The organism is Variovorax sp. 01T432, assembly GCF_056398605.1.
In genome coordinates, this window is sequence record NZ_JBFTPS010000003.1 from 143,758 (window position 1) to 168,409 (window position 24,652).

Here is a 24,652-nt window from a genome sequence, read left to right on the forward strand (position 1 = left end):
GTTCTCGAGTGGATGATGCGACGCATTTTTGCCGCTTCTCCGGATTCCGTCCGCCCTGCCCGGGACAGGAATCGATCAATTCAGGACATGATTGTCTTCAGACGAGCCGCGCAGCCTGCAATTCTTTCTTGAGGTAGGCATAGAACAGCGGCGCCGCCACCAGTCCTGCGGGGCCAAACACCGCTTCTGCGACGAACATCACGACCAGCAGCTCCCATACCCTCATCTGCGTGCGGCTTCCGACCACCTTGGCGTTGATGAGGTATTCGGCCTTATGGATCAGGATCAGGAAGACCAGGCAGGCGAGGGCTGTGATCGGCGATACCGACAGGCCGACCAGCGTGATCACGGTGTTGCAGACCAGGTTGCCCACGATCGGGACCAGTCCCGCGACGAAAGTCAGCGTGATCAGCGCCGGCGTATAGGGCAACTCGAGCTTCCAGATGGGCAGCAGGAACAGCAGGAACACGGCTGTCAGGAAGGTATTGAAGGCCGCGATCCAGAACTGGGCGGCCACGATCTGGCCGAAGGCTTCGCCGAAAAGGGTGACGCGACGCTTCAGCTGATGGGCCAAGGGGCCCTGCGAGGACGGATGAGCGGCGACCGCTGCCAACGCACCGACGATCAGTCCGACATAGGCGAACAGCAAGCCGCCGAGCCAGGCGCGGCCCGTCAACGCGAGAGAGCCGGCCTGCGCGCGCAGGTAGCCGGCGATGATGCGCTGCACCTCCGCCGAGCCCTCCGGCAGATAGGCACCGATGTCCGGCGGCAGCTTGAGCCGCAGTTCCAACACTGTGCGAGCGATGTAGTCGAGCAGTTCCTTGTACTGCTCCGGTGCGTTCAGCACGAAATCACGGGCTTCCGAGAAAGCCAAGATCAGAAGCCCCAGAGGCGCCAGCATGACCAGTGCCGAGGCGCAGACCTGGAAGAACGAGCGCGACCGGGCCCAGGCCGGGTCATTCGCGCTGATCTTTCGCTTGCGCCGGAAGCCCGCATGGAGCACCCGGGCAATCCAGCGCGTGCTCAGAAAGCCGATGCATATGCAGAGCAAGCCGGGCAACAGCCCCTGCAACATGACCAGCAGCAAGGCGCCGGCCATGAGCAGGTAACTCGCCGTGACCAAAGACCGCGAAGGGGTGGCTGTGGGTTCGCTCACTCGGCGCGGGTCATTCAGGCCACGACAACGGACGCACCGCTGCCGCGTTCGGCGATGACGCCGATCTCATGCACCGTCTCGCCCGCGGCTCGCAGCGTCGCCGTGCATGCGGACGCTTCGGCCGCATCGACCACCACCACCATGCCGATGCCGTTGTTGAAGGTGCGGTTCATCTCGATGTCGTCGATGCCGGCCACCTTCTGCAGCCAGGCGAACAGCTCGGTCTGCGGCCAACTGCCCTTCTTCAGATGCGCGGCCATGCCTTCGGGCAGGACGCGCGGGATGTTCTCGAGCAGGCCGCCGCCGGTGATGTGCGCGAGCGCCTTGATGCCCTGTGACGAACCCGTCGAAGCAGGGTGCCTCGCCAGGGCTTCGAGCACCGGCTTGACGTACAGCCGAGTCGGCGCCATCACGGCTTCGCGGAAAGGCTGGCCGTCGAGCGACGAGGGGAGGTCGTCGGCCGCGCGCTCGATCACCTTGCGCACCAGGCTGAAGCCATTGGAATGGACGCCCGAAGACGCCAGGCCAAGGACGACGTCGCCGGGCTTGACGTTCTGGCCGGTGAGGATCAGCGACTTCTCGACGACGCCGACCGCGAATCCGGCAAGGTCGTACTCGCCGGGCGGGTACATGCCGGGCATTTCGGCTGTCTCTCCGCCGATCAGCGCGCAGCCGCTGAGCTCGCAGCCGCGGGCGATGCCCCCGACGACGGCGGCGGCAGTGTCCACATCGAGCTTGCCGCAGGCGAAGTAATCGAGGAAGAAGAGCGGCTCCGCGCCCTGCACCAGGACGTCGTTCACGCTCATGGCCACCAGGTCGATGCCGACGGTGTCGTGCATGTTCCATTCGAAGGCGAGCTTGAGCTTGGTCCCCACGCCGTCGGTGCCGCTCACCAGCACGGGCTCCTTGTAGCGCTTGGGCACCTCGAACAGGGCGCCGAAGCCGCCGATCCCGGCAAGCACACCTTCGCGCATCGTCTTCTTTGCGAGGGGCTTGATGCGATCGACCAGCGCGTCTCCGGCGTCGATATCGACGCCGGCGTCCTTGTAGCTGAGCGGGGTGGGCGAGGTGGAGTTCATGGGCTGGAAAGGAGGAGGACAATGACGCCGGCAACCGAAGCAGTCGGGCCGATAGAATTCGCCACGATTTTAAGGGCGGCACATGCCCTGTCCCATGAACCCTTCTTTCGCGTCATCCGCGCCCCTCCGGCCGCTCGCAGCGGCAATGGCATGAAGCAGCTTGCGCTCGACATCGGTATTTCGAGCGGGCCCACGCTCGCGGGCTTCTTCGCGGGACCCAATGAGCCGGCACTGCGGCACCTGATGCTGTGGGTTGGTGACGCGCGCTCGCCGACCCTCCATTCGCCGGTGCCGACCTATCTGTGGGGCGAGGGTGGAAGCGGCAAGACGCACCTTCTGGAGGCGGTGCGCAGCGCCATGCGGGAGCAGGGCGCCAGCGTCGGCTGGTTGCACGCCGGGTTGATGGATCCACCCGAATTCGACGAGCGCTGGGGTGCCGTGGTCTTCGATGATGTCCATCTCTACACGGCCGTCCAGCAACACGCCGCCTTCAACTGGTTCGTGAATGCGCAGAGCCTGCAACGCGGGGTGGTGGCGGCGGGCGCCGTGCCGCCGGCCGACCTGCCGTTGCGCGAGGACCTGCGCACACGCCTCGGCTGGGGCCACGTGTTCCACTTGCAGGTGCTGAGCGAGTCCGAGCGGCGTGCCGTGCTGCGTCAGGCCGCGGACGGCCGGGGCGTCATGCTGTCGGACGAAGTGCTGGACTACATGCTGCATCGTTTCAGCCGCGACCTCGGCAGCCTGATGGAGCTTCTCGTCCAACTCGACGGCTATGCCTTGCAGACCCAGCGCGCGATCACGATCCCCCTGATCCGGTCAATGCTCGAAAATGAATAAGGACGCTCTCCGCGCCGAACCTCTCCAATGATCAAGAAATTCATCGACAAACTCCTCGGCAAGTCCGGCGACACCACCAGCACCAAAGCCCGTTTCGGCAAACGCCAGGAGGTGGCGGCCTCCGTGCACGGCATCGACCCCGCGCTGGTGGATGAGCGCGCGAAGAACGTGGTGACGACACTGCAGGATGCGGGGTTCGAGGCTTACGTCGTCGGCGGCGCGGTGCGGGATCTGCTGCTTGGCCTGCGCCCCAAGGACTTCGATGTCGCGACCAATGCCACGCCGGAACAGGTGAAGGGCCTGTTCCGCCGCGCCTTCATCATCGGCCGCCGCTTTCGCATCGTGCACGTGGTGTACGGCCGAGGGCGCGAGCACGAGGTGATCGAAGTCTCCACCTTTCGCGCCTACATGGACAGCGCCGGTGCCGAGCAGGTGGCCGGCAATGAACGCACCAGCAAAGGCGAACTCGCTGGAATGAAGCATGCGGTGGATGCCAGCGGCCGCGTCCTGCGCGACAACGTGTGGGGCCCGCAGGAAGAGGACGCCGCGCGTCGCGACTTCACGGTCAACGCGATGTACTACGACCCGGCCAGCGAGATCGTGGTCGATTATCACAACGGCATCAAGGACGCGAAGAAGCTCACGCTGCGCATGATCGGCGACCCGATCACCCGTTACCGGGAAGATCCGGTTCGAATCATCCGCGCCATCCGCTTCTCGGCCAAGCTGGCCGCGCTGGGCTTCAAGATGGAGCCCAAGACGGCGGCACCGTTGATCGAATCCAGCAAGCTCCTGGCGGACGTGCCGCAGAGCCGCCTGTTCGACGAAATGCTCAAGCTGCTGCAGACCGGCCATGCGGTGGCGACGGTCGAGCAACTGCGCAAGCTCGGTCTGTCGAAGGGAATCTATCCGCTGCTCGACGTGGTTGTCGAGCGTGCGGATCAGCCCTTCGTGAAGGCGGCGCTGCTGGACACCGACCGCCGGGTCGGCGAAGGCAAGCCGGTGGCGCCGAGTTTTCTGCTGGCTTGCGTGCTGTGGGCGGATGTGCGCGACGGCTGGACACAGCGCATCGAGGGCCGCCACGGCCAACGCTCGCAAACCTCGTTTCCGGCGCTTCAGGACGCCATCGACGATGTGTTCAATGCGCGCATCGGCGACGTGTCGGGCCGCGGCAAGCTCGCGGCCGACATGCGTGAGATCTGGATGATGCAGCCGCGATTCGAAAAGCGCAGCGGCGCGACGCCGTACAGCCTGGTGGAGCAAGCGCGTTTCCGCGCCGCCTTCGATTTCATGCGCCTGCGCGCCGATGTGGGCGAAGTCAGCGAGGCGATCGGGGAGTGGTGGCAGGAGTTCAGCACGGCCGATGATGTGCGCCGGCAGGACTTGATGGACCAGGTGCGAGACGAGCAGCACAAGCGCACGCGCCAGCGCGTGCCCGCGTCAGCCCCGGCGCGTTCGCCAGCCGAAGCTGCGGCGGCGCAAGCGGGTGCATCCGAGCTCCCGCCCGACGGCGAAGCGAGCGCGCCACGCAAGCGCCGCCGGCGGCGCAAGCCGCGCAGCGGTGGCGGCGGCGAGGCCGGTGCCGCCTCCGTCGAATGACTGCACGGGCCTACGTCGCGATCGGTGCCAATCTTGGCGACGCGCGTGCGACGGTGGGGCAGGCGATGCGCGATCTCGATGCCCTGCCTGAAACGCGCGTTGTCTCGTGTTCCTCGCTCTATCGAAGTGCGCCCATTGATGCGTCGGGGCCCGCCTTCATCAATGCTGTTGTCGAACTCCAGACGGCGCTCGAGCCGCAAGCCCTGCTCGACGAACTCCATCGACTCGAACGCGGCGCGGGCCGCGAACGCCCCTACCGCAATGCACCGCGTACGCTCGATCTCGACTTGTTGACACACGGGAGGGTCGTGATGGATTCAAACACGCTGACGCTGCCGCACCCCCGCATGACGCAGCGCGCGTTCGTGCTCGTGCCGCTGGCGGAGATCGCGCCGGACCAGGTCACGCCTGCCCAGCTTTCCCGGGTTTCGGATCAGCCCATCGAACGGCTCTGAACGCCGCATTCGGGCGCGCCATTACACTTGCGCGGTTTTTCACGACGGTGTCACAGGACTGTGATAGCCAAAACTCCAGGAGACCGCCATGTTCGGCAAGCTGCTGCCCCGCGAGGGGAATTTTTTCGAGATGTTCAATCAGCACGCCGATCGGATCGTCGAAGCCGCGCGCGCCTTCGAGCATCTGGTGGCCAACTACAACGACCTGCACCTGCGGGAGCAGTACAACCGCGACGTCGACAATGCCGAGCGTGCCGCGGACAGGGTGACGCATGACGTCAACCGGCTGATCCACAAGACATTCATCACGCCGATCGACCGTGAGCAGATCCACAAGCTGATCAACACGATGGACGACGTGGCCGACCTGATCCAGGATTCGGCCGAAACCATGGCGCTCTACGACGTGCGCCACATGACCGAGGAGATCACTCGTCTCACCACGCTCAGCGTGAAGTGCTGCGAACGCGTCAAGGACGCGGTCAAGTTCCTCGGCAAGATCACCGACCCGGCCGTCGCCGAAGCCACTCTCAAGACCTGCGAGGAGATCGACCGGCTCGAATCCGATGCCGATCGTGTGATGCGCAGCGCGATGAGCAAGCTCTTCCGCGAAGAACCCGACGTGCGCGAGGTCATCAAGCTCAAGGCCATCTACGAACTGCTCGAAACGATCACCGACAAGTGCGAGGACGTTGCGAATGTGATCGAGGGCATCGTCCTCGAGAACTCCTGAACGCGGGCTGGGAATGGCAACAGCTCAAGTCGCCCTCTGGGTGGTGGTGGCGCTGGTCGCGTTGGCCATCGCATTCGACTTCATGAACGGTTTCCACGACGCGGCTAATTCGATTGCCACCGTCGTGTCCACCGGGGTTCTCAAACCGGGGCAGGCCGTCGTATTCGCGGCTTTCTTCAACCTGGTCGCGATCTTCGTGTTCCACCTGAGCGTGGCGGCCACCATCGGCAAGGGCATCGTGCATCCCGACGTCGTTGACGTGCATGTGGTGTTTGGCGCGCTGGTCGGCGCCATCAGCTGGAATCTGGTCACCTGGTACTACGGCATCCCCAGCAGCTCGTCGCACGCGCTCATCGGTGGCATCGTGGGTGCTGTCATCGCCAAGGCAGGTTCGAGCGCACTGGTCGCCTCCGGCATCTGGAAGACCGTGGCCTTCATCTTCGTTTCCCCGTTGCTGGGCTTCCTGCTGGGGTCTTTCATGATGATCCTGGTCGCCTGGCTGTTCAGGCGCTCGACGCCGTCGCGCGTGGACCGCTGGTTCCGGACACTGCAACTGTTTTCGGCGGGTGCCTACAGCCTGGGGCACGGCGGCAACGATGCACAGAAGACGATCGGCATCATCTGGATGCTGCTGATCGCGACCGGCTACGCGTCAGCGGGTGCGGATACTCCCCCCACCTGGACGATCGTGAGTTGCTACACGGCTATTGCGCTGGGCACGATGTTCGGCGGCTGGCGCATCGTCAAGACCATGGGCCAGAAGATCACCAAGCTCAAACCGGTGGGCGGCTTCTGCGCTGAAACCGGCGGCGCCTTGACCTTGTTCCTGGCAACGGCATTGGGCATTCCAGTATCCACGACGCACACGATCACGGGCGCAATCGTGGGCGTGGGTTCCGTGCAGCGGGCGAGCGCGGTGCGCTGGGGCGTGGCGGGAACCATCGTGTGGGCCTGGATCTTCACCATTCCCGCGTCTGCCTTTGTCGCCGCGATCGCCTACTGGATCGGGATCCAGGTCTTCTGATCAAGCACCGGGGCGCTGATCGTCACTGCGACATCTTTCGGCCTTCTTCGACCTGGTTCTCGAAGAAGCGCTGGAAGCTGAATGCAATGCTCGCCATGAGGATCGTGGTGCCGAAGGCCAGCGCCAGCACGACCGCGCCGATCGTGAGCCAGCCCGTCCGCCCGGGAAGCGCATCGAGCGGGGCGCCGGCGTTGTAGCGGGCGTTCCATTTTTCCTCGGTCATCAGTCCGTAGACGATGGCGGTGAGGGCGCAGCCGGCGATGGTGAAGCCGAGCAGCGGGATCAGCACCCAGCTCCAGAAGTCGTCCATGCCGTACATGCGCACGCGCTCGATGCCGTACAAGCCAAGGACGGTCGGAATCGGGAGCAGCCAGCCGAGCACGCTGCCGAAACCGCGCAGATAGAAGCAATGCAGGCCGAAAGGGCCCCCGAGAAATGCGAGCCAGGCGGCCAATGTCTTGTTTTTCATTCGGGCTTCGTCGAGCTGCCTTCGCCCAGTACTTTTTCCATGAGGACCACATCGCGCCATTCGCCGAACTTCCAGCCGCAGTCCTTCAGGACCCCGACGTGGGTGAAGCCTTGTGCGCGGTGAACGCCGATCGAGCCGGCATTGGCCGAATCACCGATCACCGCGATCAGCTTGCGCACGCCGACCGATTCGGCAGCCTGCGACAGCGCGGCCAGGAGTTGCGCGCCCAGGCCCTGGCCCCGCGCGCTTTCGGCGAGGTAGATCGAGTCTTCCGCCGAGAACCGATAGGCAGGGCGCGGCTTGAACCAGTTGCAGTAGGCGAAGCCGAGCAACACGCCGTCGCGCTCCGCCACCAGGTAGGGGAGGTCTTTCGATAGCACGTCGACCCGGCGCGCGGCCATGTCGCCGGGTGTGGGCGGCTCCGTTTCGAAGGTGCCAGTCCCATGGAGAACATGGTGGGCATAGATGGCTGTGATCGCCGGGATGTCTTCGTCGCGGCTGGGGCGGATGATTGTCATCGGAGGGGGCCTGGTGATGCCAGGGGAACTTAGGAAATCGGGCGGGCTATAATCGCAGGCTTTTCAGCGTGTCGCTGGCCGGGTGGCCATGTCGCGTGTCTCGACGCTGGAGGAACACTGTGGGCGAACCTTGCGGGTTTGCTGCACCACCCCAAGGATAAATCATGGTCGTCATTCGACTCTCCCGCGGCGGCTCCAAAGGTCGTCCATTCTTCAATATCGTCGTATCGGACAAGCGCGTTCGCCGCGATGGCCGTTTCATCGAACGCCTGGGCTTCTACAACCCTACGGCCAAGGAAAACGAAGAAAGCATCCGCATCGCCCAGGACCGCCTGACCTACTGGAAGAGCGTCGGCGCGCAGGCCTCGCCCACGGTCAACCGGCTGATCAAGCAAGCCGCTGACGCGGCTCCCAAGGCGGCCGCCTAGGCCGCCGGCACGGTGATGCTGCCGACCCTCGAAGCCGCTGATCTTCCGGCGGATGCGATCGAAGTGGCGCGCATCGCTGATGCCTGGGGCATCAAAGGCTGGTTCAAGGTCTTGCCCCACAGCGCCCAGCCCGAGGCGCTTTTTTCCTCCAAGCGCTGGTTTCTGCAGCCCCCGGGCGCAGCTTCACGCAGTGCATTCAGGCTCGCCATCCGCGAAGCCAAAGAACATTCCGACTGCATCGTCGCGACCTCTGAGGACGTGCCCGACCGCAATGCGGCCGAGGCATTGCGGGGCGCGCGGGTCTTCGTTCCGCGTTCCAGTTTCCCGACGGCGGGCGACGACGAGTACTACTGGGTCGACCTGATCGGCCTCGCAGTTGTGAACCGCGAGGGCGTCGCGCTCGGCACAGTGCGCGAGTTGCTCGCCGGCGGCTCTCAGACCACGCTGGTGCTGGAAGCCCAGGAGGACGGCAAGTCCGTCGAACGCATGGTTCCCTTTGTCTCGGCTTTCGTCGATGCGGTCGACCTGGCCGGCCGGCTGATCACGGTCGACTGGCAACCCGACTACTGAGCCGGGACCGGCTCCGTGCCGCCATGCGCTTCGACGTCATCACTCTGTTTCCGGAACTGTTCGCGCCCTTTCTTGCGGCCGGCGTGACGCGCCGCGCCTATGAGTCGAAGCAGGTTGAGGTCGTCTTATGGAATCCGCGCGACTGCGCCGAAGGCAACTATCGGCGCGTCGACGACCGGCCCTTTGGTGGCGGTCCGGGCATGGTGATGATGGCCGAGCCTTTGTCGGCCTGTCTCGACGCTGCATTGGCGGCCCGTGGCGGCCCGGCACCGGTGGTCCTGTTTTCGCCGATCGGCGAAACGCTTCGGCACGAAGCGGTCGAGCGCTGGTCGGCCAGCCAGGGCGCCGTACTGGTCTGCGGCCGTTATGAGGGTATCGATCAGCGCTTCATCGACGCGAAGGTCACACATCAGATCAGTCTCGGCGACTTCGTGCTCTCGGGTGGCGAGGTGGCTGCCATGGCCTTGCTGGACGCTGTGGCGCGGCTGCAGCCCGGCGTGCTGGGAGACGAGGCCAGCCATGCGCAGGACAGCTTCAATCCGGCGCTCGATGGTTTGCTCGATTGTCCGCACTACACGCGGCCCGAGCAGTGGCACGGCGCAGGCGTTCCGCCGGTGCTCCTGTCAGGCCATCACGTCCAGATTGAACGCTGGCGGCGCGATCAGCGCCTTGCCATCACGAGCCGGGAGCGGCCTGAGCTGATCGTTGCCGCCCGATCCGCAGGCCGCCTGAGCGCTGCGGACGAGAAGGCGCTGCAGAAAAAGCTATAATCTTCGGCTCCCCGATCCTCTGCCGGCCGCGTCGCCTCCATCGTCAGCATTGCTGAACCTCGAGAAGACGCCTTTTGTGTAGCGCGCGCAAGATCGAATTCAGGAAATCATGAACCTCATCGAAACCCTCGAGCAGGAAGAAATCGCCCGGCTCGGCAAGAAGATCCCCGATTTCATGCCTGGTGACACCGTCATCGTCAGCGTGAGCGTCGTCGAAGGCACCCGCAAGCGCGTGCAGGCCTACGAAGGCGTCGTGATCGCCAAGCGCAATCGCGGCCTCAACAGCGGCTTCACGGTGCGCAAGATCTCCAGCGGCGAAGGCGTGGAGCGTACGTTCCAGACCTACAGCCCCTTGATCGCCGCCATCGAAGTCAAGCGCCGCGGTGATGTCCGCCGCGCCAAGCTCTACTATCTGCGTGAGCGCAGCGGGCGTTCGGCACGCATCAAGGAAAAGCTCCCCGGCAAGTCATCGGCAGCGGCCGCTCAATAAAAAGAGCGCCTATCCCATGCAAAAAGCCGCCGTTCCAGGCGGCTTTTTGCATTCGTGCCGCCATCCGGCGAAGAAATCGTGACTTTTGTTGTTGCTGCACGCATCACGCTGGCTCGGTTTTTGCGCTTTACTCAACCAAGACACCAAGTTATTTTTGACCTCACCATCCGCCATGCACCCATCTCCCGTCGAAACCATCAACGCTGTTCTGCCGACGGCGCTGCGGTCGTTCGATCCGCGTGAGGTGCCGGTGATCGGCGTGGATACCGGACTGCCAAGAATCGCACCCGAGCAACTCACCGCGCGCGCCTTGCGGACGCGCTTCGCCGTGCCCCCGGTCTGGTCGCCAGAATTGCGCCGTGAACCCCGAATGACGGACCGTGCGCCCGCGCAGGCCGCGGTGCTGGTCCCCATCGTGATGAGGGATGAGCCCACCATCCTGTTGACGGAGAGGACCGCCCATCTGTCGACGCATTCGGGGCAGGTTGCCTTTCCTGGCGGCCGTGTCGACCCTGAGGATGCAAATATCGCCGCCGCGGCTTTGCGCGAGGCGTGGGAAGAAGTCGGCCTGTCGGCCGAACACATCGAGATCCTGGGCAACCTGCCCACCTACACCACTGTCACGTCCTTCATCGTGACGCCCGTGGTTGCGCTCGTGCGTCCGGACTTCGAGCTCACGATCAATCCCTACGAAGTGGCGGACGCCTTCGAGGTGCCCTTCTCGTATCTCATGAATCCCGCCAACCATCGGCGCCACGCGCTCGTGGGCGACGATCACCAGACGCGCGAGTGGTATTCGATCCCGTACCAGGACGGCACCCACGAGCGCTATGTTTGGGGCGCGACCGCGGGCATGCTGCGCAACCTCTACCGTTTTCTTTCCGCTTGATCGCCGGGGCGAGTGCGATGAAGCCACTCGCTATCATCGGCGGATGAGCTTCTTTGCGATCCTGTGCGCGTTGCTGATCGAGCAGGTGCGGCCGCTTGCGTATCACAACCCTGTGTATGGCGCCGTGCTCGCCTGGACGCGCTGGACCAGCCGCAACTTCGACGCCGGGAAGCCGCACCATGGGTGGGTGGCCTGGTGTCTCGCGGTGCTGGTGCCGACCCTGGGGGCGCTCGGCATCCATTGGCTGTTGATTCTCACGCTGGGACTTCCGTTTGCCGTGCTGTGGAGCATCGCGGTGCTCTATGTCACGCTGGGCTTCCGGCAGTTCAGCCATCATTTCACGGGCATTCGCGACGCGCTCGACGAAGGTGACGAGCCGCTTGCGCGCTCCTTGCTCGCCCATTGGCAGCACGTCGACGCCGCCGATCTGCCCCGTAGCGAGATCGTGCGGCACGTCATCGAACATTCGGTGATCGCGGCGCACCGGCATGTGTTCGGCGTGCTCGCCTGGTTCTCGATCCTCGCGGCCGCGGGTCTGGGTCCCGCCGGCGCGGTGTTCTATCGCATGAGCGAGTTTGTCTCGCGCTACTGGGCCCACAAGAACGGCGCGTCCACGCAACCGTCCAGCGTCTGGGTTCAGCAGGCAGCGGATCGGGCGTGGAAGCTGATCGACTGGCTACCCGCGCGCATCACTGCCCTGGGATTCGCCGTGGTAGGCAGCTTCGAGGAAGCAATCGATTGCTGGCGCAACGATGCACGGCGCTTTCCGAGCGAGAACGACGGTGTGATCCTCGCGGCCACGTCGGGGGCGCTGAACGTGAGGCTGGGTGGGGGCTCGCTGCGCGTGGTGCCGCTGACCGACCCGCTGCCACGCGCACAAGCCGGTGACTCGCTCGCTGGCGGGGGCGGGCTCGACAGCGGCAGCACGCCAGGGCGCGACCCTGAACCGGCGCATCTGCGCAGCGTCGTCGGCCTCGTCTGGCGTTCGGTCGTGATGTGGATGGTGCTGCTCGCGTTGCTCACGCTGGCACGCTTGCTGGGTTGAGGCGGGCTGGGCTGGCTTTGAGCACCGTTCCGCCGTTCTGGAGCCCCCGCATCGCGGCCTTGGAGCCCTATGTACCGGGCGAACAGCCGCGCATCCCGAATCTCGTCAAGCTCAACACCAACGAGAATCCGTATCCTCCGTCGTCGCGGGTGCTCGACGCCATCCACGAGGCGGCTGAACGGGGGCTCGAACTCTATCCAGACCCTGAATCGGGCGTCCTGCGCGAAGCGATAGCGGCGCGGTACGGCCTGGAGCGCGCACAGGTGTTCGCCGGCAATGGCTCCGACGAAGTGTTGGCGCACGCCTTCTTCGCCTTCTTCCAGCAGGCTGAGCCCCTGCTGATGCCGGACGTGAGCTACAGCTTCTACCGCGTCTATGCGCAGCTCTACGGCATCGCGTGCGTGCTCCAACCGGTGGACGAGGGATTGCGCATCGACGCCGAGGCCCTCGCAGCGCGGGCGCTGACGGGGTGCGGCGGTGTCGTGATCGCGAACCCGAACGCGCCGACCGGGATCGGCATGCCGCTGGCGACCATCGAACGCCTGCTCAAGGCGTGTCCCGACCGCGTGGTGCTGGTGGATGAAGCCTACGTCGACTTCGGCGGAGAGAGCGCGCTGCCGCTGATCTCCCGCCATCCGAATCTGCTGGTGGTGCAAACCATGTCCAAGTCGCGCTCCCTCGCTGGACTGCGCGTCGGATTTGCCTGCGGGCACGCCCATTTGATCGAGGCGCTCGAGCGCGTCAAGAACAGTTTCAACTCCTATCCGCTCGACAGGCTCGCGACCGCGGGCGCCGTCGCCGCGCTCGAAGACGAGGCATGGTTTGCCAAGACCTGCGCCGCCGTCATCGACACGCGGGAAGGGCTGATGTTGCAACTGGAAGATCTCGGTTTCGAGGTGCTGCCCTCGCAGGCCAACTTCGTTTTCGCGCGGCACCCGGCGCGCGATGCCGGCGAACTCGCGGCGTCGCTCCGGCAGCGGGGGGTGCTGGTGCGGCATTTCCGGCAGCCGCGCATCTCCCAGTACCTGCGCATCAGCATCGGCACGCGCGAGCAATGCACGGCGCTGGTCGACGCGCTCGGCGTCATTCTGGGTCAGCCTCAGTAGTTCGCCATCAGGCAGGCCTGACCCCGGGGCATGAAACCGGGGCCACAGTCAAATTCGGCGTTCGATGGCATGAGTTTCTTAGTAGCGCGTCTGGCTCAGTTCCGCGAAGAGTTCGCCGTAGATCCTGTAGCGCGACGCGCTGATGTCGCCGGCATGGGTGGGAGACTCCACCTGCGCGATCACCCCGCAGCCCGGCTCGTGCAAGTGCGTGCAGTTGTAGAACTTGCAATCGTTCGCGTGTGCGGCGATGTCGGGCATCAGATGCGCGAGCTGCATGGGCTTGATGTGGTGCAGACCGAATTCCTGGAAGCCCGGGGAATCGATGAGCCCCGTCGTCCGCTGCGCATCCACCCAATACCAGGTCGTGCTGGTCGTGGTGTGCTTGCCGGAGTTGAGGGCCTGCGAGATCTCGCCCGTCAAGGCCAGGGCGCCGGGCACCAGAAGGTTGATGAGCGTGCTCTTGCCCGCGCCCGAGGGGCCGAGCACCAGGGTGGTCTTTGCCGAAAGCAGCGTCGTCAGCGTGGCGCGATCGGCTTCACCGGACGCGGTGAGCGCGAGCGGCAGCACTTCGTAGTTCATGCGGCGGTAGGGTGCCAGTCTTCCCCATGCTCGCTCGAAGGGCCCCGCCAAGTCGCTCTTGTTCAATGCAATCACAGGCGTGATGCGCTCGGCCGCGGCGGCTATCAGCGCCCGCGCCAGCTGTGTCTCAGAGAACTCCGGCTCGGCCGCAATCAGGATCAGGACCTGATCCAGGTTGGCCGCGAAAGACTTGGTGCGAATCTCGTCCTGCCGATAGAAGAGGTTCTTTCGGGTCAGCACCTTCTCGATCGTCCCTTCGTCTTCGCTGGCCTGCCACTGCACGCGGTCACCGACGACCGCCTGGCTTTTCTTGCCGCGCGGATGGCAGATCCGGCGATCACCCTCGGGCGTTTCGACGAGGCAGTGGCGACCGTGACTCGCGATGACGAGCCCATCGCGCAACTCAACGCCGGCCGCGCCGCCGTGTTGCTGCTTAGCCAAGGAAGCGTTCCATCGGGTCAGGCTGCCAGCAGGGCATCCGCCTGCGTCGCGCACTCGAAATCCGTTGCCGAGATGCCGCCCACGTCGTGCGTGCTGAAGCGCACGACACAGCGGTTGTAGTGCACCGAGAGATCGGGGTGATGGTCCTGCTTGTGGGCAATGAGCGCGAGAGCATTCACAAAGGCCATGGTCTCGAAGTAGTTCGCGAAGGTGAAGGTCTTCTCGATCGCGACCTCGGCGCCATCGCCGGTGAGCTTCCAGTCCTCCAGCCGGGCGAGGCTCGCGACGATCTCCGTCGCGCTCAACGCGCGGCGCGTTTCGGTCTTCCAGTCTCTGGGCTTCAGCATGCTGCTCATCGTCGGCTTTCAGTGTCTGTCAGGCGGCCGCCATGCGCGCAAGGCGCTCGGAAGCGGGTGGGTGCGAATAGTAGAACTTGACGAAGACCGGGTCGGGCGTCAACGTCGAGGCGTTGTCCTGGTACAGCTTGAGCAATGCCGCCGAAAGGTCGGCGCCGCTGGTCTGCGCGATGGCGTAGGCGTCTGCCTCGAACTCGTGCTTGCGGGAGATGCGCACCGGCAGCGGGGCGACGAAGAAGCCAAATACAGGCACCACGAGCATGAAGGCAAGCAGCGCCAGCGCGTCATTGGGCGCCGTCATGTTGGGCTGGACGCCCAGGCCCGTGTAGAACCATGAATGGCCAGAGAGCCAGCCCAGCAGCGCGAACCCGGCCAGGCTCAGCGCGAACATCGCCGCCATCCGCTTCGCGACGTGCCGATGCTTGAAATGGCCCAGCTCGTGCGCCAGCACTGCCTCTACTTCGCCGGCATTGAGCTGACGCAGCAGGGTGTCGTAGAAGACGACGCGCTTGCTGGCGCCGAAGCCCGTGAAATAGGCGTTTGCATGCGCGCTGCGGGTGCTGCCGTCCATCACGAACAGCCCCTTGGCCGCGAAGCCGCAGCGCTGCATCAGCGCGTTGACGCGGGATTTCAGCGCGTCGTCGTCCAGCGGCTTGAACTTGTTGAAGAGCGGCGCGATGAAAGTCGGATAGACGAGCATCAACAAGATGTTGAAGCCCATCCAGGCGGCCCACGCCCAAAGCCACCAGAATGTGCCGGCCGCACCCATGAGCCAGAGAATGAGCGCGGCGATCGGCAGGCCGATCACCGCACCCAGCAAGACGGCCTTGGCCGCGTCCAGCAGCCAGAGCCGCCAGGTCATCTTGTTGAAGCCGAAGCGCTCCTCGAGCCTGAATGTCTGCCAGAGCGTGAAGGGAAGCTCGAGCAGTCCGCCGATCAGTGCGAAGGCGGCGAGCAGGGCGAGTTGCTGCAGCATGCCGCCGCCCATCCAGCCGAGCAGAATCCTGTTGAGCAGGTCGAGGCCACCGAGCAGGGTCCAGCCGATCAGCAGGGCCGCACCCCAGGCCATCTCGAGCAGGCCGAAACGGGTCTTCGCCGCCGTGTAGTCGGCCGCCTTCTGGTGCGCCGAGAGTGTGATCGCTTCCTGGAAGACTGCCGGCACCGCATTGCGATGCCGCGCCACGTGACGCACCTGCCGCGAGGCGAGCCAGAATTTGACGAGCAGGCCCGCGATCAGCGCGAAGGCAAAGGCATAGGTGAAGATGGCGGAGGCGGGCATGGCGAACTGAGTTTAGCCCGCACGCTCACCCGTTCGGACTCAGGGTCATCGACGACAATCGCCTGATGCCCGAATCCACCGCCCTGACCGCAGCCACGCCGACCCCTACGCTCAAGAAGAGCGACCAGAACCTTGTCTGGCTGGACTGCGAAATGAGTGGCCTCGACCCCGAGAAGGAGCGCCTGCTCGAAATCGCCGTCGTCGTCACAGGACCCGACCTGACGCCGCGCATCGACGGTCCCGTTCTCGTCATCCACCAGAGCGACGAATTGCTCGATGCCATGGATGCCTGGAACAAGGGGACGCATGGCCGCAGCGGGCTGATCGACAAGGTGAAGGCCTCGACGCTGGACGAGCTCACCGCCGAGCAGCAACTGATCGAGTTCATTGCGCGCTACATCCCCAAGAGCGGCTCTCCGATGTGCGGCAACACCATCGGTCAGGACCGCCGCTTCCTCGTCAAGTACATGCCCAGGCTGGAGGCTTACTTCCACTACCGCAATCTCGACGTCAGCACGCTCAAGGAACTGGCCAAGCGCTGGAAGCCAGCCGCCTACAACGCCTTCAAGAAGCAGCAGGCCCATACGGCGCTGGCGGATGTCCATGAGTCCATCGAAGAACTCGCGCACTACCGTGAAACCTTTCTTCGCTTGCAAGATTAGGTAAAAACCCGGAGCCGTGCCATAATCGCTGGCTTCGCTGCCGGGGTTCCTCGTCAGGCAGCGTTTCTTGCATCTCCCTATCTTGCACATCGCGCCCGATTGAACGGGCCGCAGCAAGGGCGAAAGCCCCGGCTGAACGTCGTTGGATGGTTGATGTTTTTCACCACCCGACGGAGCGCCGCTTACGGCAGCGCTCGCGTATGAGACATTCAATGACCGACGCTTTTGTAGCGCAGGGCGAGTTCGCGCCTGTGCAATCCGACGAATTCGCTGTTGCTATTGCCAGTGAAGCCGGCGATTCCATTTCTTCTTCCACCGTTGAACTCGCGTTCGAGGCACTTGACGCGGTCGAGGCAGTCGAGCAACCGAAGGCGCCCAACGGCTTCATCAAGCTCGGCCTCGCCCCCGAACTGATCGCCGCCGTCGAAGACCTGGGCTTCACCCAGCCGACCACTGTGCAGCAGCAGGTGATTCCGCTCGCCATGTCCGCCAGTGCCAATGCGGACGGTGCCACGCGCTTTGTCGACCTGATGGTGTCCAGCCAGACCGGCAGTGGCAAGACGGCCGCCTTCCTGCTGCCCGTGCTGCACACCTTGCTGCAGCGCCAAGCGGAAGCAGAAGCGGCTGCCAAGGCCGAATTCCAGCGCCAGGCTGCGGAAGCCGCCGCTCGCGGCGAAACGCCGCTGAAGAAGCCCAAGCGCAAGGACCCGACCAACTCGCGCCATTTCAAGGCGGCCACCCCCGGCGCGTTGATCCTGTGCCCGACGCGCGAACTCGCGCAGCAGGTGGCGCACGACGCCATCGAACTGGTCAAGCATTGCCGCGGCTTGCGCATCGCCAATGTGGTGGGCGGCATGCCTTACCAGTTGCAGATCGCCAAGCTGCAGAATGCCGACCTCGTGGTCGCCACGCCGGGTCGCCTGCTCGATCTGCAGCGCTCCATGCAGATCAAGCTCGACCAGGTCAAGTTTCTCGTCGTGGACGAGGCCGACCGCATGCTCGACCTCGGCTTCTCGGACGACCTTGCCGAAGTCAATCAGCTCACCATCGAGCGCCAGCAGACGATGATGTTCAGCGCGACCTTCGCGCCCCGCATCCAGCAGCTTGCGCAGCGCGTGATGCGCGAGCCGCAGCGCGTGACCATCGACAGCCCGCAGGAAAAGCACGCCAACATCAAGCAGGTGCTGTTCTGGGCGGACAACACCCAGCACAAGCGCAAGCTGCTCGACCACTGGCTGCGTGACACGACCATCAATCAGGCCATCGTGTTCGCCAGCACGCAGGTCGAATGCGACGGTCTTGCCAACGACCTGCAGCAAGAGGGCTTCAGCGCCGTTGCCCTGCATGGCGCCTTGAGCCAGGGCCTGCGCAACCGCCGCCTGATGGCGCTGCGCCAGGGTCAAGTGCAGATCCTTGTCGCGACCGATGTGGCCGCGCGCGGCATCGACGTGCCGACCATCACTCACGTCTTCAATTTCGGTCTTCCGATGAAGGCCGAGGATTACACCCACCGCATCGGCCGTACGGGCCGGGCGGGGCGCGACGGCCTGGCGATTACCTTTGCCGAGTTCCGCGATCGCCGCAAGATCTTCGACATCGAGTCGTACAGCCGCCAGCAGTTCAAGGCCGAGGTGATCCCCGGACTCGAACCGCAACAGCGGTCCCCGCAATCCCGTCCGCCGCAAGGCGACTTCGGCGGCCGCGGCCGCGACAGCCGTGACAACCACTCGCGCGACCGCAAGTTCGGTGGCGGCGCCGGCCATCGCGCTGGCAACACGGGTGGCTTCGGCGGCGGTGGTGGTGGCGGCGGTTACGCCGGTGCCAGCGGTTTCAACGACCGCGGCCCCTCCCGTGGCGGTCCCGGCGCGCCGGCTCCGCGCAACGCGGGATTCGGCGGCGCACGCGAAGAGGGCGGCGGCTTTGGCCGCAAGCCGGGCTGGGGCGACAACGGTCCGCGCGGCGGTGCAGGCGTGGGCCGTGGCGAGGGCTTCGCGCCCCGCGGCAATGGCGGCGGCGCCCATGGCGGTGGCGGCAAGGTGTTTGTGCCGCGCGACGCACAAAAGCCCCGCGCCTTCAAGCCGACGCGTTGAGCAACGGCGGCCGACCGGCCGCCTGGCTCCAAGGGAAAACAAGCCCGCGCTTCTCCGGAACGCGGGCTTTTTCTTTGCGCGTTCGGCTAGGCTTGGTCCGGCGGCGCCTGTGCCCCAAGCAGCCGCTCGAGGAGCGCGGACAGTTGATCGACGTCGACGGGCTTCGTCATGTGGGCGTAGAAGCCGGCATCGAAGCTGATCTGGCGGTCCGTTTCCTGCCCGTAGCCCGTCACCGCGATGAGCGCCGGAGGGTTCACAACCTCCGCGCGGATCCGCTTGGCAACCTCGATGCCGCTCAACCCGGGCAAGCCAATGTCCAGCAGGACGACATCGGGCCGATCGGCCTTGATGGCTTCGACCGCGGCCAGTCCGTCGTGAACCACACTCGGGCTGTAGCCCATGGCATCCAGCAACAGGGACATGGTCTCGGCCGCATCGCGGTTGTCGTCGACCACGAGCACTCTATTGGTTCGCGCGCGGCCGATCCCGGTGGCGGCATGATCCATCGGAGCGGGGATGGTCGGCAACTGGACGATGAACTCGCAACCCTCGCCAGGCATGCCGTTGCTGAACGCGCTGACTTCTCCGCCGTGGAGCGCCACCAGTTGCTGAACCAGGCTGAGTCCGAGGCCCAACCCACCCTGGGAGCGCGCGGCATCCTGGTCGCCTTGGGCAAACAGCTCGAAGACGCGCTGCAAGTCCCAGGGAGGGATGCCGGGGCCGTCGTCTCGCACACTGAGCTCCGCGTGCGTCGCGGCGGCTGACAGCCGCATGCTGAGGTGGCCGCGGCGCGGCGTGAACTTCGCAGCGTTGTTGAGCAGATTGCAGAAGATCTGGATGATGCGTGCGCGATCGCCCATGACCCAGGGATCGGCGTCTTCGGCATCGATCGCCAGTTCCTGCGACTTGCTTTCCACCAGGGGTCGCACTGCCTCGACCGCCTCCTCGAGGGCGTCGCGAAGCCTCACCGGCTTGGTTTCCAGATGCAGCTTCCCGCTGGTGATGCGACCGATTTCCAGGAGGTCGTCCACCAGCCGCGTCAATTGCTTGAGTTGGCGCCCGATGATGTCGCGCGAGGAACGCAGCGCCTTGGATTCGAGCGTCTCGCGCTCCAGGATCGCCACGGCGTTGGAGATCGGTGCCAGGGGGTTGCGCAGTTCGTGGCCCAGCATCGCCAGGAAGGTCGTGATGCGGCGCCCTTCATCCTCCAGCGCCGTGACCCGGCGCCGCTCCGTCAGGTCGCGCGTGACCTTGGCGAAGCCGCGATGCCGCCCCGCTGAATCGACCAGGGACGTGATGACGACGCTGGCCCAGAAGCGGCTGCCGTCCTTGCGAACGCGCCATCCCTCGTCCTCGAAGCGACCTTCCCGGACGGCGATCCGAAGCTCCTCGTCGGGCCAGCCACTGGCCGCGACGTCCTGGGGATAGAACACGGAAAAGTGCTTGCCGATGATTTCGGACGCTTCATATCCCTTGTTCTTCTGCGCGCCGGCGTTCCAGCTCACGACGTATCCGCTGGGATCGAGCATGAAGATCGCATAGTCCTTCACGCCCTCGACCAGCAGGCGGAAGCGCTCTTCGCTCATCCGCAGCAGCTCGTCCTGGCGTCGCCGCTCGCTCAGGTCTCTCGTGATCTTGGCAAAGCCGCGCAGTTCGCCGTCGGGCCCCGACAGCCTCGTGAGGACGATGTCGGCCCAGAAGCGGGTGCCGTCCTTGCGGATGCGCCAGCCTTCGTCCTCGAATCGACCCATCTCGCGCGCCATACTGAGTTCGTGCTCTGGCCAGTGGCGGTCCAGCAACTCCTGCGGGTAGAACATCGAGAAGTGACGACCGAGCACCTCCGCGGCTTCATAGCCCTTGATCTTGCGCGCGCCCGAATTCCAGCTCTGTATCAGGCCATCCGGGTTCAGGAAAAAGATCGCGTAGTCGGTGACAGCCTCGACCATGAGCCGGAAATCGGCGTCGCTCAGGGTCTGTTGGCGCAGGGGGCCGCACGAGTTCTGGGGGCTCGTTGTCGCTGGAGCGTTTGGCATCGCGGAATTGTCGCGCACGCAGGCGGTTGCGCCAGACTTCTTGCGACCTCAATGGCTCGACCAGCGCACCCGCTGGTATTCCCGTAGACAGCCCTCGCCCGAAGCGTCGGTGCGCCAAGACCGCTCCCGGACGGCCCTGATGACCACTTGGCGAGCAGCCCAGTTAAAGTGGGCACCCGGGAGCTGACTTTTTCGAGATGCTCCTTCGGCGGAAAACCAGGAACTCATCATGGCGCCTCTTCCATTCGACGTCAGGCAGGCTTCTCAGATCGCGGCCCGCGCATGCCCGCGTCTGCCCCATTGAGCTGGACGGCCGAGGTGGGCCTGCGCATGCGCAGGCACTTCCTCCTCAAGCTCGTCGGCACGACCATCGGCACCTGGATCTTCTTCATCGGCTATTTCCATGTGCTGCGTCACTCGCCTCATGCGGTCACGCTCATGCCCTTGACCTGGCTCGACCGGTGGATCCCTTTTCAGCCGCAGACGCTGATCGCCTATTTCTCGTTGTGGCTGTACGTGGGCGTGGGGCCGGGCCTGCAATTGAGTTTTCGCGAACTGCTCGTCTATTCCCTCTGGATCGGGGCGCTGTGCATGGCCGGGCTCGGTTTCTTCTACTTCTGGCCGACCCAGGTGCCGCCGATCGTGCCCTACCTGCCGGGCTTCCCCGGCTTCGCGCTGCTTCACGGCGTCGATGCGCCGCAGAACGCGTGTCCTTCGATGCACGTGGCGGCGGCGATGTTCACGGCGGTCCACATCGGCGACGTCCTGCGCCGCGCGAGGACGCCCCTGTTCCTGCGCATTTTCAATTGGCTCTGGTTCCTGGCCATTGCCTATTCGACGCTTTCGGTCAAGCAGCACGTCGTGCTCGACGTCCTGGCGGGCGCGTTGCTCGGCCTGGCGTTCGCGCTGCCCTCGATGCGCTGGCGCCCGGACCCGCGGAACGCGGCCCGCCGATCGCTCGAGCAGAGCGGATTGATCAGCGTGGCCGGCTAGCGACTGATCGCCCGGCAGTCCGGTGGGCTGCCTCCCGGGCACGGTATGCTGCGCCGCATGCCTCTCCCACAAGCCCCCCAAGCCAAGCCCTCCGATGCGGTCGATTCCTGTGACGTCCTGGTGATCGGCGGCGGGCCTGCCGGCTCCACCATTGCCGCCTTGCTCGCCCAGCAAGGGCGCGATGTCGTGCTGCTCGAAAAGGCGCACCATCCGCGATTCCATATCGGCGAATCGCTGCTGCCCGCCAATGTGGCCTTGTTCGACAAGCTCGGCGTGCGCGACCAGGTCGACAGGATCGGCATGCCCAAGTTCGGCATCGAGTTCGTGTCGCCCGAGCACGAACATCGCAGCTACGTCGAGTTTTCCGAGGCCTGGGACAAGACGATGCCCTCGGCCTGGCAGGTGCGTCGCTCCGAGCTTGACGAGTTGCTGTTTCGCAATGCCGCCACGCGCGGCGCCCGGGCGCTCGAAGGCTGCAAGGTTCGCGAAGTGGCCTTCGATGCCGAAGGAGCGACCGTGCAAGCCGAACTCGACAACGGCGCCGGGACCGAACGCCGCGGCTGGCGCGCGCGCTTCGTGGTCGACGCCACCGGCCGCGACACCTTCCTGGCCAACAAATTCCGCTGCAAGCAGAAGAACGAGGCCCACAACAGCACCGCGCTCTTCGGCCACTTCACCAACGCGCAGCGGCTCGAAGGAAAGAAGGAAGGCAACATCAGCATCTGCTGGTTCCCGCACGGCTGGTTCTGGTTCATTCCGCTGGCCGACGGCACGACCAGCGTGGGCGCGGTCTGCTGGCCCTATTACCTGAAGACGCGCGACAAGCCGCTCAAGGACTTCTTCGCCGACACCATCGCACTGTGCCCGGAACTCGTCGAGCGGCTGAAGAATGCCACGCTGGTCGACGATGCGGTGCACGCGACCGGCAATTTCTCCTATTCAAGCACGCATGCCACCGGCGACCGCTACCTGATGCTGGGAGACGCATTCACCTTCATCGATCCGATGTTCTCCTCCGGTGTCTACCTGGCCATGCACAGCGCCTTCGACGGCGCGGACGTGGTGGCCACGGCGCTGGATCGGCCGGAAGAGATGGCGCGTGCCCGCAAGGCCTTCGAAGCCATGATGCGCAAGGGACCGCGCGAGTATTCCTGGTTCATCTACCGCGTGACCAACCCCACGATCCGCGACATGTTCATGCACCCGGGCAATCCGATGCGCGTGAAGGAGGCGCTGATGTCCTTGCTGGCCGGCGACATCTACGGCAGCACACCGATGTGGCACGCGCTGCGCATGTTCAAGGTGCTCTACTACGCGATCTCGGTGGTCAACTTGCGCCGCACCATGCTCGGCTGGAAGCAGCACCGCTTCAACATCCGCGACATGGGCGCGCTCAAGGGCGAGACCATCCTCAAGTCGGAGTGACCCGCTCGCGCTCCAGGCCTTCCTTCGGCAGGAGCAGCGCGAGAGCGACGATCGCCAGGCTGATGACCAGCATCGCCACGAAGGTGAGATGCAGCGAACCGCCCAGGGCCGCGCGCAGACCTGCCTCGCCGATTGCCGGGGCCGAGCCCTCCTGCAGGAGCTGGCGAAGCTGATCCTCCGTGAACGCCACTCCGCCATCGCGGCGCGTGAGCCCGAAGTTGAAGACCGCGCCGAAAAAGGTTGCGCCCAGCGCGCTTCCGAGATTGCGTGAGAAGAGGTTCGACGCCGTGGCGCTCCCCCGTTGCAAGAGTTCGACGGACTCCTGGATGAGGATCAGCGAGCTGAGACTGAGAATGCCCATGCCGAGGCCGATGACGAAGGAGCCGACGGCGGCAACCAGCGGCGAGCTTTCGGACGAAAGCAGCGCGAAGGCGCTGGCTCCCAGCGGAATCAGGACGGCACCGGTGAGCACCAGGCGCCACAGGCCGAAGCGGTGAAAGATCCGGGACGTGAGCGTCGCGCCGATGGGCCACCCGAGCATCACCATGGTGAGCGTCAGACCCGCGACGACCGATGAGCGCCCGAGCACCACCTGCACGAACATGGGAAGAAAGGTCGTGATGCCGATCAGCGCCATGCCGGAAAGCATGGCCGCGCCGTTCACCGTGGCGATGACGCGTGCGCCCCAGAGACGGAACGAGACCATCGGGTCCGCGGCGCGGCGCTCCTGCGCGAGGAAGAGCACCAGCGTGACAACGAAGACGAGGGCCCAGGCCGAGGCGCCCGCGTCGTGACCGACGCCGAATTCCGTCAGCGAGATCATCAATGCTGCAATGCCGAAGGTGAAGAGGAAGGCGCCGGCGAAGTCGATCGATGCACGCCGCGCGGTGGGCGCTTCGCGAAGGAACAGCCAGAAGCCCGTCGCGGCCGCGAGCCCGATGGGCACGTTGATCCAGAAGATCCAGCTCCACGACAGCTTCTGCACGATCAGGGCGCCGATCATCGGCCCCAGCACTGCCGAGACGGCCCAGACGCTGGCGAGATAGCCCTGCACCTTGCCGCGTTCGCGCGCCGGATAGAGGTCCGCCACGATCGTGAGCGAGACCGGCTGAATGGCGCCGGCGCCCATGCCCTGGATCAGGCGGAAGCAGATCATGGCCGGCATCGACCATGCGAAACCGGCGAGCACCGAGCCGATGAGAAAGACGGCGATGCCCGCGAACATCACCGGCTTGCGCCCGTAAAGGTCGGAGAGCTTGCCGAACACGACCGTCATCGCTGTCTGTGCCAGCAGGAAGGAAGCGAATACCCAGCTGTAGAGATGCAGGCCCCCGAGCTGGGACGCGATCTGCGGCATGACGGTCGAGACGATGGTGGCCTCGATCGCCACCATCGCCATGGAAGCCATGACCGAGACAATGACCAGCGGACGATTTGTTGTTCTGGAACTGGAGGTCATGTCGGGGGTGATGAGCGTGCCCGGCGCGACACAAGGGCGGCTGGGGCGTGAGCGTGGAGTGAGCGCCGAATGCTACAGAGAAGCGCCAGACCGCGTATGGCGCTCAAGCACTCGGCGAAGCTTCGCGCCGAACGCACCCACTGTGAGGTACGGCGTTCGGCTAGTGC

Annotated in this window: 25 protein-coding genes; 16 read left to right on the forward strand and 9 right to left on the reverse strand. The window is 65.0% G+C overall.

The window, feature by feature from the left end; genetic code table 11:
• Positions 1-97 precede the first annotated feature (97 nt).
• Positions 98-1,099 (reverse strand): AI-2E family transporter, encoded by a 1,002-nt coding sequence (locus tag AC1DNF_RS03505; protein ID WP_478147247.1) that lies wholly within the window; start codon positions 1,097-1,099, stop codon positions 98-100.
• A 71-nt stretch (positions 1,100-1,170) separates the two neighbouring features.
• Complete coding sequence (gene purM / locus AC1DNF_RS03510) at positions 1,171-2,235, reverse strand: phosphoribosylformylglycinamidine cyclo-ligase (protein ID WP_478147151.1); 1,065 nt, start codon at positions 2,233-2,235, stop codon at positions 1,171-1,173.
• A gap of 150 nt (positions 2,236-2,385) precedes the next feature.
• Between purM and hda the strand changes: the two genes are divergently transcribed.
• The 5 genes from hda to AC1DNF_RS03535 all read left to right on the forward strand — a co-directional run bounded on the left by hda (position 2,386) and on the right by AC1DNF_RS03535 (position 6,883).
• The gene (gene hda, locus AC1DNF_RS03515; RefSeq protein WP_478147248.1) at positions 2,386-3,072 is read left to right on the forward strand and encodes a DnaA regulatory inactivator Hda; all 687 of its coding nucleotides are present in this window, start codon (positions 2,386-2,388) and stop codon (positions 3,070-3,072) included.
• Between the two features lie 27 nt (positions 3,073-3,099).
• Positions 3,100-4,671: a polynucleotide adenylyltransferase PcnB gene (gene pcnB / locus AC1DNF_RS03520; RefSeq protein ID WP_478147152.1), complete on the forward strand. Its 1,572-nt coding sequence runs from the start codon at positions 3,100-3,102 to the stop codon at positions 4,669-4,671.
• A gap of 65 nt (positions 4,672-4,736) precedes the next feature.
• Positions 4,737-5,126 carry a 2-amino-4-hydroxy-6-hydroxymethyldihydropteridine diphosphokinase gene (gene folK / locus AC1DNF_RS03525; protein WP_478147153.1) on the forward strand — a complete coding sequence of 130 codons (390 nt, stop codon included), beginning with the start codon at positions 4,737-4,739 and terminating at the stop codon, positions 5,124-5,126.
• Between the two features lie 88 nt (positions 5,127-5,214).
• Positions 5,215-5,859: a DUF47 domain-containing protein gene (locus AC1DNF_RS03530; protein ID WP_478147154.1), complete on the forward strand. Its 645-nt coding sequence runs from the start codon at positions 5,215-5,217 to the stop codon at positions 5,857-5,859.
• 13 nt (positions 5,860-5,872) lie between these two features.
• Positions 5,873-6,883, forward strand: coding sequence for an inorganic phosphate transporter (locus AC1DNF_RS03535; RefSeq protein WP_478147155.1), 1,011 nt, complete (start codon positions 5,873-5,875; stop codon positions 6,881-6,883).
• Between the two features lie 22 nt (positions 6,884-6,905).
• Here the strand turns inward: AC1DNF_RS03535 and AC1DNF_RS03540 are convergent, their stop codons facing one another.
• Positions 6,906-7,352, reverse strand: a complete 447-nt coding sequence (locus AC1DNF_RS03540; protein ID WP_478147156.1) for a TM2 domain-containing protein — start codon at positions 7,350-7,352, stop codon at positions 6,906-6,908.
• Positions 7,349-7,870: an N-acetyltransferase family protein gene (locus AC1DNF_RS03545; RefSeq protein WP_478147157.1), complete on the reverse strand. Its 522-nt coding sequence runs from the start codon at positions 7,868-7,870 to the stop codon at positions 7,349-7,351. Before AC1DNF_RS03545 ends, AC1DNF_RS03540 begins: the two co-directional genes overlap by 4 nt.
• Positions 7,871-8,034: 164 nt before the next feature.
• Between AC1DNF_RS03545 and rpsP the strand changes: the two genes are divergently transcribed.
• The 7 genes from rpsP to hisC all read left to right on the forward strand — a co-directional run bounded on the left by rpsP (position 8,035) and on the right by hisC (position 13,168).
• A complete protein-coding gene (rpsP, locus tag AC1DNF_RS03550) occupies positions 8,035-8,298 on the forward strand; it encodes a 30S ribosomal protein S16 (protein ID WP_478147158.1) in 264 nt (87 codons plus the stop codon).
• A 15-nt stretch (positions 8,299-8,313) separates the two neighbouring features.
• Positions 8,314-8,868, forward strand: a complete 555-nt coding sequence (gene rimM, locus AC1DNF_RS03555) for a ribosome maturation factor RimM (protein ID WP_478147159.1) — start codon at positions 8,314-8,316, stop codon at positions 8,866-8,868.
• A 23-nt stretch (positions 8,869-8,891) separates the two neighbouring features.
• Complete coding sequence (gene trmD / locus AC1DNF_RS03560) at positions 8,892-9,638, forward strand: tRNA (guanosine(37)-N1)-methyltransferase TrmD (protein ID WP_478147160.1); 747 nt, start codon at positions 8,892-8,894, stop codon at positions 9,636-9,638.
• 109 nt (positions 9,639-9,747) lie between these two features.
• Complete coding sequence (gene rplS, locus AC1DNF_RS03565; protein WP_478147161.1) at positions 9,748-10,128, forward strand: 50S ribosomal protein L19; 381 nt, start codon at positions 9,748-9,750, stop codon at positions 10,126-10,128.
• Positions 10,129-10,300: 172 nt separating this feature from the next.
• Positions 10,301-11,017: a CoA pyrophosphatase gene (locus AC1DNF_RS03570; RefSeq protein WP_478147249.1), complete on the forward strand. Its 717-nt coding sequence runs from the start codon at positions 10,301-10,303 to the stop codon at positions 11,015-11,017.
• Positions 11,018-11,060: 43 nt separating this feature from the next.
• Positions 11,061-12,062, forward strand: a complete 1,002-nt coding sequence (locus AC1DNF_RS03575) for a CobD/CbiB family protein (RefSeq protein ID WP_478147162.1) — start codon at positions 11,061-11,063, stop codon at positions 12,060-12,062.
• 17 nt (positions 12,063-12,079) lie between these two features.
• Positions 12,080-13,168 carry a histidinol-phosphate transaminase gene (hisC, locus tag AC1DNF_RS03580; RefSeq protein ID WP_478147163.1) on the forward strand — a complete coding sequence of 363 codons (1,089 nt, stop codon included), beginning with the start codon at positions 12,080-12,082 and terminating at the stop codon, positions 13,166-13,168.
• A gap of 78 nt (positions 13,169-13,246) precedes the next feature.
• On the opposite strand, the gene rsgA is transcribed toward hisC, so the two are convergent.
• The 3 genes from rsgA to AC1DNF_RS03595 are packed head-to-tail and all read right to left on the reverse strand — an operon-like array spanning position 13,247 to position 15,823.
• On the reverse strand, positions 13,247-14,188 hold the full coding sequence (rsgA, locus tag AC1DNF_RS03585) for a ribosome small subunit-dependent GTPase A (protein WP_478147164.1): 942 nt from the start codon (positions 14,186-14,188) through the stop codon (positions 13,247-13,249).
• Positions 14,189-14,205: 17 nt separating this feature from the next.
• A complete protein-coding gene (locus AC1DNF_RS03590) occupies positions 14,206-14,544 on the reverse strand; it encodes a 4a-hydroxytetrahydrobiopterin dehydratase (protein WP_478147165.1) in 339 nt (112 codons plus the stop codon).
• A 19-nt stretch (positions 14,545-14,563) separates the two neighbouring features.
• The gene (locus AC1DNF_RS03595; RefSeq protein WP_478147166.1) at positions 14,564-15,823 is read right to left on the reverse strand and encodes a M48 family metallopeptidase; all 1,260 of its coding nucleotides are present in this window, start codon (positions 15,821-15,823) and stop codon (positions 14,564-14,566) included.
• A gap of 65 nt (positions 15,824-15,888) precedes the next feature.
• Between AC1DNF_RS03595 and orn the strand changes: the two genes are divergently transcribed.
• Together orn and AC1DNF_RS03605 are read left to right on the forward strand one after the other, a co-directional pair.
• Positions 15,889-16,485 carry an oligoribonuclease gene (gene orn / locus AC1DNF_RS03600; protein WP_478147167.1) on the forward strand — a complete coding sequence of 199 codons (597 nt, stop codon included), beginning with the start codon at positions 15,889-15,891 and terminating at the stop codon, positions 16,483-16,485.
• Positions 16,486-16,697: 212 nt separating this feature from the next.
• Positions 16,698-18,575 (forward strand): DEAD/DEAH box helicase, encoded by a 1,878-nt coding sequence (locus AC1DNF_RS03605; protein ID WP_478147168.1) that lies wholly within the window; start codon positions 16,698-16,700, stop codon positions 18,573-18,575.
• Between the two features lie 86 nt (positions 18,576-18,661).
• Here AC1DNF_RS03605 and AC1DNF_RS03610 read toward each other — a convergent pair whose 3' ends face one another.
• The gene (locus AC1DNF_RS03610; RefSeq protein WP_478147169.1) at positions 18,662-20,608 is read right to left on the reverse strand and encodes a PAS domain-containing hybrid sensor histidine kinase/response regulator; all 1,947 of its coding nucleotides are present in this window, start codon (positions 20,606-20,608) and stop codon (positions 18,662-18,664) included.
• A 282-nt stretch (positions 20,609-20,890) separates the two neighbouring features.
• Between AC1DNF_RS03610 and AC1DNF_RS03615 the strand changes: the two genes are divergently transcribed.
• The gene (locus tag AC1DNF_RS03615) at positions 20,891-21,601 is read left to right on the forward strand and encodes a phosphatase PAP2 family protein (protein ID WP_478147170.1); all 711 of its coding nucleotides are present in this window, start codon (positions 20,891-20,893) and stop codon (positions 21,599-21,601) included.
• 57 nt (positions 21,602-21,658) lie between these two features.
• Positions 21,659-23,026 (forward strand): NAD(P)/FAD-dependent oxidoreductase, encoded by a 1,368-nt coding sequence (locus tag AC1DNF_RS03620; protein ID WP_478147171.1) that lies wholly within the window; start codon positions 21,659-21,661, stop codon positions 23,024-23,026.
• Here the strand turns inward: AC1DNF_RS03620 and AC1DNF_RS03625 are convergent.
• Positions 23,013-24,485 carry an MDR family MFS transporter gene (locus AC1DNF_RS03625; RefSeq protein WP_478147172.1) on the reverse strand — a complete coding sequence of 491 codons (1,473 nt, stop codon included), beginning with the start codon at positions 24,483-24,485 and terminating at the stop codon, positions 23,013-23,015. The two genes, AC1DNF_RS03620 and AC1DNF_RS03625, sit on opposite strands and share 14 nt — an antisense overlap.
• Positions 24,486-24,652 lie beyond the last annotated feature (167 nt).